The organism is Streptomyces corynorhini (genome assembly GCF_003346515.1).
Classification (GTDB): Bacteria; Actinomycetota; Actinomycetes; order Streptomycetales; family Streptomycetaceae; genus Streptomyces; species Streptomyces corynorhini.
On the sequence record NZ_QQNA01000304.1, the window covers coordinates 1 to 6,429 of the forward strand.

Annotated in this window: 7 protein-coding genes and 1 pseudogene; 2 read left to right on the forward strand and 6 right to left on the reverse strand. The window is 69.6% G+C overall.

The genetic code is table 11. From position 1 onward, the window contains the following. From DVH02_RS29830 to DVH02_RS29850, 6 genes and pseudogenes are all read right to left on the reverse strand, one after another. Positions 1-1,499, reverse strand: a 1,499-nt coding sequence (locus DVH02_RS29830; protein WP_114626968.1) for a sensor histidine kinase, incomplete at its 3' end; no start/stop codon positions are given. 127 nt (positions 1,500-1,626) lie between these two features. Continuing rightward, positions 1,627-2,904: a Clp protease N-terminal domain-containing protein gene (locus DVH02_RS29835; protein ID WP_114626969.1), complete on the reverse strand. Its 1,278-nt coding sequence runs from the start codon at positions 2,902-2,904 to the stop codon at positions 1,627-1,629. A 289-nt stretch (positions 2,905-3,193) separates the two neighbouring features. Next, positions 3,194-3,316 (reverse strand): annotated as a pseudogene (locus DVH02_RS35340) (protein-L-isoaspartate(D-aspartate) O-methyltransferase); the annotation flags it as partial. 47 nt (positions 3,317-3,363) lie between these two features. Then, a complete protein-coding gene (locus DVH02_RS29840; RefSeq protein ID WP_114626970.1) occupies positions 3,364-3,567 on the reverse strand; it encodes a hypothetical protein in 204 nt (67 codons plus the stop codon). Positions 3,568-3,866: 299 nt separating this feature from the next. Beyond that, a complete protein-coding gene (locus tag DVH02_RS29845; RefSeq protein WP_114626971.1) occupies positions 3,867-4,409 on the reverse strand; it encodes a hypothetical protein in 543 nt (180 codons plus the stop codon). Beyond that, positions 4,406-4,867 carry an ATP-binding protein gene (locus DVH02_RS29850; RefSeq protein ID WP_233518540.1) on the reverse strand — a complete coding sequence of 154 codons (462 nt, stop codon included), beginning with the start codon at positions 4,865-4,867 and terminating at the stop codon, positions 4,406-4,408. Before DVH02_RS29850 ends, DVH02_RS29845 begins: the two co-directional genes overlap by 4 nt. Positions 4,868-5,129: 262 nt before the next feature. On the opposite strand from DVH02_RS29850, the gene DVH02_RS29855 reads away from it, so the two are divergent. Then, entirely contained in the window at positions 5,130-6,008 is an 879-nt protein-coding gene (locus DVH02_RS29855) for a helix-turn-helix domain-containing protein (RefSeq protein ID WP_114626973.1), read from the forward strand. 4 nt (positions 6,009-6,012) lie between these two features. After that, positions 6,013-6,234, forward strand: a complete 222-nt coding sequence (locus DVH02_RS29860) for a DUF397 domain-containing protein (protein ID WP_114626974.1) — start codon at positions 6,013-6,015, stop codon at positions 6,232-6,234. Positions 6,235-6,429: the final 195 nt, after the last annotated feature.

Sequence of the window (6,429 nt, forward strand, 5' to 3'; positions counted from 1 at the left end):
ATGGCGGGCAACCGCAGCGGGCTGGCGGGGCTGGAGGAGCGGATCGCGCTGATCGGGGGCTCGTTCGCGGCGGGTCCGGTCGGCACGGCCGGGTTCCGGATAACTTCCTGTGGACCCGGGGCTGCCGCATCCGGGGCGGGCCCTGGGGCCGTCGTACCTGGAGTGGTACCCGGGGCCGCTGTACCCGGAGCCGCGTCCCGAGCCGCCGGTACGGATGCCACGGCCGCCCCCGTACCGTCGTGGCACGGCAGCGCGGCCGTTATCCGGAACCCGGCCGTGCCGACCGGACCCGCCGCGAACGAGCCCCCGATCAGCGCGATCCGCTCCTCCAGCCCCGCCAGCCCGCTGCGGTTGCCCGCCATCGGCCGCCACGTGCCGCGCGGCGCCTCGTTGGTGACGGTGACCTCGACGCGGTCGTCGGCGTGCGCGACCTCGACCCGGGTCGGAGCGCCCGCCGCGTGCTTGTGGACGTTGGTCAGCGCTTCCCTGACCACCCGGTGCAGCGCCAGCCGGACACGGGGGTGCAAGGCGTCGGAGTCGGGGCCGGACCAGACGAGTTCGGCCCGCACGCCCGCCCGGCGCGACTCCGTCACCAGGGCGGTGAGGTCCGCGCGAGTACCCCGTACCGCCTCGGGCTCCCGCTCGGTCCCCTCGGACGCCCGTGACGACGGGGCCAGCTCCTCGCGGCGCAGTACGTCCAGGATCTCCCGCAGCTCCTCCATCGCGGTCCCGGCGGTGGTGCGCAGCAGCTCCGCCTGCCCGGCCATGGACGGCGCCTGCCGGGCCGCCGCCAGCTCCAGCGCGCCCGCGTGGACGGAGATGAGGCTCAGCCGGTGGCCGAGCATGTCGTGCATCTCCCCGGCGATCCTGGCCCGCTCCTCCATCCGCGAGGTGGCGGCGGTCAGCACGCGTGTCTGTTCCAGATAGGCGTTGCGCTCCTGGAGCAGGCGCACCAGAGGGCGCCGCTGCCCCAGCAGCGTGCCGGACAGCGCGGGCAGCACCAGGAACATGACCAGGTCACCCCCGGCCCCCGCGAAGGACTCGAACGCGCCGCGCGAGGTGACCAGGAAGACGAGCGTGGCCACGCACATCCCCAGCACCGAGGTGGCCAGCACCACTGACCAGGCCCGGCGGGGCGGATCGATTCTGCGGGTGGCCGCCAGTACGACCAGCGGCGTCACCGCTACGGTCCACATGTTGCCGCCGCTCACCAGCGGCGCCATCCCCAGCACCGCGCACACGGGCCAGCGCCGCCGGGCCGGGACCAGGAGCGCCGCCCAGCACGCCTCGGCCACCGCCAGCACGGGCCAGCCGGGATGGATGTAGAGCAGCGGCAGCACCCCGGCGGCCAGTGCCGCCAGACAGAGGGCCGTCTCGATTCTCTTCGTACGGCGCGGAGCGGCGCGTACGGCCGCCAGAGTCGCGCGCGCCTCCAGCACGGCGGCGGAGCGGAGCGCCGCGCCGCGCGCCGCCGCCTGCCGTATCACCTGTCGCAGCACTGGTACCACCCTGTTCGTCAGCGCTGCCACGGCTCGCGCTTCTGGCTCTGGCTCTGGCTCTGGACTCTTGCTCTGGTTTTGGTTTTGGTTTGGTTCTGTATCTGGTCTCTGGTTCCGTGTCCGTGCTTCAGGTAGCGATCAGACCGTCCAGCCCGGCACGTACCCCGGCCAGGTCCACACCATGGTCCTGGAGCAGCCGAACGGCCCGGCCGTCCGTGTCGTCGAGCAGTACGGTCAGTACATCCTCCACACCGACGGTGCTCGCCCCCCGCTCGGCCACCAGCAACCGGGCTTTGGACAAGATCCGGTAGGCATCGGCCGTGAAGCCGGTGTGGTCCTGCGTCGCCGACTCTGCCGACTCTGCCGACTCTGCCGACTCGTCCCGCGCCGTCGACTCCGTCGGCCCGGCCGGCTCCGTAGGCTCGGCCGGTCGCCCGTCGGAGTCCGCCGCCCGTACCAGCAGGGCGTGGTCCATGCCGTGTGAACGCAGCAGCCCCACCACGGTGGTGTTCGAGCGCAGCGCCTCGGGCGGAGTCTCCCCCGCCAGCGTGAGCGCCCGGTCCAGGGCCGGTATGGCCAGCAGGAGATCCTCCTGCTCCGCCACCTTCCGCCCGTGCCGCGCGGCCTGACGCCGGGCCTCGGAGGAGAGCACCGACACGACGGGACTGCCGTCGCCGGACGTGCGGGACATCAGCGACATCAAGCCCCGCACCCACCACTTGCCGCGCTCGCCCAGCAGCCCGGACTGCCTCAGCAGCCGCACACTGCCGTCCTCGGTATCAGTCTCCGAGGGCCAGGGCTTCGCCCCGCCGCGCACCGCCTCGGCCTGTGCGTCCAGGGCCGAGGCCGAGGCCGCGAGGTCCACCCGGCACAGCGTCATCACCTCCACCGCCCGGCACTTGCCCACGTTCAGGACGGCCCGCGCCAGGTGCCGTCCGTGCACCTCGTACGTACCCTCCGTACGGGCCAGCCGCACCGATCCCACCAGCACCTCGCGGAGCGCCCCCGACGGCTGCTCGGGCCACGTCGCCCCTTCCGGGAGCTTCCGCGCGTACTTCAGCTCGGCGAGCTTCAGAGCCTCGCGCCAGGCGGCCGTGGCCTCGAACCTGTTGTCCTCCTCGCCGGGGGCGTCGAGAGCGACCGGTTCGCCGTGGAAGCCGTCGTCGTGCACCCAGTGCCTGTCCTCCATCGCCATGATCCGCCCGGCGACGGAGGTGGACTTGTTGAGGCCGGGAACGAGAGCGGCCCCCGGCTTCTCGTTGTCGTCCAGCAGGGTGTGGACGAGATGTTCCGTCCCCGTCGTCCCGTCGTCGCGCTTCATCGAGTAACGGATGGTCCGCGACAGCAACTCGACAGCGTCGGCGGCGAACTCGGTGGTCGTGACGGTATGGGACTGCTGTTCCATGGGTGCGCTCCCCGTTGGGCCTTCGGGACGCGGTGTCCCTGGTCGGTATGGCGTACACCGAGGCTAGGCGGGCGGGGGAGGGCGCCACATCGGCCGATCGGCCATCGAGAGGGGCCGACCGGCCACGGTTGATAGCCGATCGGCGCGGGGCGGCGCGGGGATGGCCGGTCGGCCGGAGTGGCCGCCGACCGGACAGGGGTGGCCGCCGACCGGTCGCGCGGACCTGCCAGGAGTCCTCTGTTCTGACCGGCCAGCAGTCCTCTGCTCGGACCGGCCAGCAGCCCACTGGTCAGACCGGCCAGAAGTCTTCCGGATCGTCCAGCCAAGCCCGTTGCCCGTCAGCGCCGACCGTCAGCCCGAACCGCTCGAATCCTGGCCTCCCCCGGCGCTCCCACCACCTGAACGCCGCCTCGGTGAACAGATGGGTGATGTCGTTGAAGGGGATCAGAGGTGGCAAGGTCACTCCTTGGGCGCGAAACGGGTGAGCAACTCGCGAGGTACGACGACGAACGTCTCCGAGTCCTTGACGTCACGCAACTGGGCGAGGTCAATGGGGCCGGTGAGCCGTTCGCCCTGGACCACGATCTTGTCGGTGTCTTCGACCTCGTACAGGGTGGGGCAGTTGCCGTGGCCGGACGTGGTGCCGATGAACTTGAGAGTCATGGAGTCCTCCTCCTGGATGGTCGGCTGGGGATTCAGAATGCGGTGATCGGGGCACTGTGCGGGCGGAATTGCCGCAGATTGCGAACGCGGGGATGTGCGGATGGGCACGGACGCGGCGCGATGGGCGGGACGGCGCGCACCGGGGATGCGGCGCGTCACGTACGGCGAGTGCTGAGCGCCGCACCTCGCACCCGGCGCGCCCCCGCCCCGATGTCAGTGGCGGCGCCAGAGCGCCAGGACGATGGCGCCGCCGACCGAGGTGATCGCCAGGATGTGGAAGACCTGGGCCTTGAAGGGGGTCACGGTGGCGGGTCCTGTGCGGTCGGGTGCGTGGGAGGGGGCTGTTGACGTTGAAGGAGGGCGGCGAGGTCGCGGGTGGTGACGGCCAGGGCGCGCATCAGCTCGTATGCGTGGAGAGGTGGGGTGGTGCGGTCCTCACTCCATGCGGTGCACAGGGCGAGGAGCCGGGCCGCGTCGTGGCGGAGCGCGTGGTGGAGCGCGTGGTGGTGTGCGGGGTGGTGTGTGGTGTCTGGGCTGTCTCCGTAGTCGAGCAGCAGGAGTTCCAGATGGCCTCTGAGCTGTAACGTCGTGGTCTCCACCCAGGCTCGGTCGGGCAGCGTCGGCCGTACCTCCAGGGCGGTGGTGACCGTGCTGGTAATCGTGGCGAAGTCGATCGGGCAGTCGGCGTCCGGCGGCTGTTGGCCGGGCTGAGCGGTGAGCCCGGTGAGCCCGGTCAGCCTGGTGAGCCCGGTGAGGAGCCGCCGCAGCGTCCGGGCATCCGTGGCGAACTGGACGGGCGCCCGGCGCCAGTGCGATCCGGGTTCGCGGCGCATACCGGTCACGCCCGTACCTCCCGCGCCGAGCCGACGCTGACGGTGCACCACGTACGTGTACCGCGCCGCCCCCAGTCGCGTGCCAGCGCGTCCACCAGGAACATCCCCCGGCCGCTCTCCTCGTCGGGATCGGGATGCCGCACGGCCACCCGCGCGGGGGACCGGTCGTCCACCTCGATGCGGACGGTGCCGCACGGGTCGTACGCGAGGGAGAACCGGACGCGGTCGCCGTTCCCGTGCACCACGGCGTTGGTGACGATCTCGCTGACCAGCAACTGCACGGTCTCGACTGCCTCCCGCGCCACGTCGTCCTGCCGGAGGAGCGCTCCGGCCATGCGCCGGGTGTGCTCGACGCGACGGGCGTGGGGCTTGAACGACATGGTGAGCCGCAGGGCGATGCCCCGTATCCCGACGGGGGTAGGTGGGGTGAGTGGGGCGGTTGTTGTGGGGTGCGTCGAGAGAGGCATCGAGAGTCCTTACGGTCGATCTCCGTGCTCACTTAATGCAGTCTTTCCGCTGCGTTGAGTGAGTTACGGGTATAGCCTCGCACCAGATGTACGCCCGTTAGGACGTTCCAGCCGAATTCTGCGTGCAGGCTTCACGGTGAAATGCCGCTCCCGGAAGGCGTGTTCACGCCGTGGGGTGGTGAGTCCCGCTGTGACGCAGAACGTTCCTTGCGGAGGCAGAACAAACATCGACACACTGGGCAGTGCACCGAGAGGACAGCAGATGAACACGGACGTCGAGTCGGCAACACCCGCTCTGTGCCGCCTGCAACTCGGCAAGGAGCTGAGGAATCTGCGACTGCGGGCGGGGCTGACGTCGACTCAGGTGGTCAGGAAGCTCTTCTGGAGTCCGTCAAAGCTGACTCGCTTGGAAACGGGCGAGAACTTGGTCGTGGAGCCGTCCGACATCATGGCGCTCTGTCAGATCTTCGAGGCGGACGCCGAGACGACGGCGGTCCTCAAGGGGTACGCGGCGGTCACGAAGACGAAGCGGGACTGGTGGCAGTCCAAGGAGTACAGGCCGGTCATTACACCCGGCTTCAAGGCGTACTTGAGTCTTGAGGCCACCGCCACCGCGTGCCATAAGTACGAGTCCGAGTATGTGCCTGGTCTCATTCAGACCGAGGAGTACGTGCGGGTGATCTACCGTGGCGCGCACCACGGTCTCAGCGACGATGAAATCGACCGCATGGTTACTGTGCGGATGACCCGGCAGGAGGCGCTGTACCGGGAATCGCCGCTGAAGTTCGCGGCGATCATCAGTGAGGCCGTATTGGTGAGGCAGGTGGGTGGGCCGGAGGTGATGCGGGCTCAGCTCGCGCACATCGCCGAGGTGGCCTCGCTGTCGAACGTACGTGTGCAAGTAGTCCCGTTCAAGTTGGGTGATCACCCGGGGATGCACGGAGCCTTTACGGTCCTGCAGTTCCGCGATCGGGACGCTCTCAAGCCGATCATCTACTTCGAGAATCTGGTTGATGCTTGGGTGAGTCGACGGCAGTCCGATGTGGAGCTGTATCAGGAAGCATTCACCGAGCTGCAAGCTCTTGCTCCGGGACCGCAGGAGTCCCTTAGCATGATCAAGAAAGCGATGAAGGAGCATTGATCCGATGATGACCACGGCTGATGCGTTGACCGATGCGTACTGGTTCAAGTCCAGCTACAGCAATGCGCAGGGTAACGAGTGCGTCGAAGGTGCCCGCCTCGTCGGCGGCACCATAGCCGTACGTGACTCCAAGCACCCCCAAGGCCCCGCCTTCGTCTTCCCCGCCCCCGCGTGGACCGCCTTCGTCGGCGCACTCGACGTTCTCGCCAGCGACCCGCGTCCGTAACCCGGCCCTCGCGGAACGCGGTTGGGCAGGTGCGCGGTAGTGGTGTGGGGTGGCCCGGCTCCGGTTCGGCGGCTGACGGTCTGGTGCTGGTGGGGGTTCGTGCCCCGCTGGTCACTGTCCGCTGCCGGGTGGCGGGTCAGGACCAAGAGGTATGCGTGGTGAACGGGCGCCATTCATGGCGGGTGGGGGCCGCCC

Excerpts from the sequence above, each read along its gene's own strand:
- DVH02_RS29835 (WP_114626969.1), bottom strand. The coding sequence starts at position 2,904 with ATGGAACAGCAGTCCCATACCGTCACGACCACCGAGTTCGCCGCCGAC.
- DVH02_RS29840 (WP_114626970.1), bottom strand. The coding sequence starts at position 3,567 with ATGACTCTCAAGTTCATCGGCACCACGTCCGGCCACGGCAACTGCCCC.
- DVH02_RS29850 (WP_233518540.1), bottom strand. The coding sequence starts at position 4,867 with ATGCCTCTCTCGACGCACCCCACAACAACCGCCCCACTCACCCCACCT.
- DVH02_RS29855 (WP_114626973.1), top strand. The coding sequence starts at position 5,130 with ATGAACACGGACGTCGAGTCGGCAACACCCGCTCTGTGCCGCCTGCAA.
- DVH02_RS29860 (WP_114626974.1), top strand. The coding sequence starts at position 6,013 with ATGATGACCACGGCTGATGCGTTGACCGATGCGTACTGGTTCAAGTCC.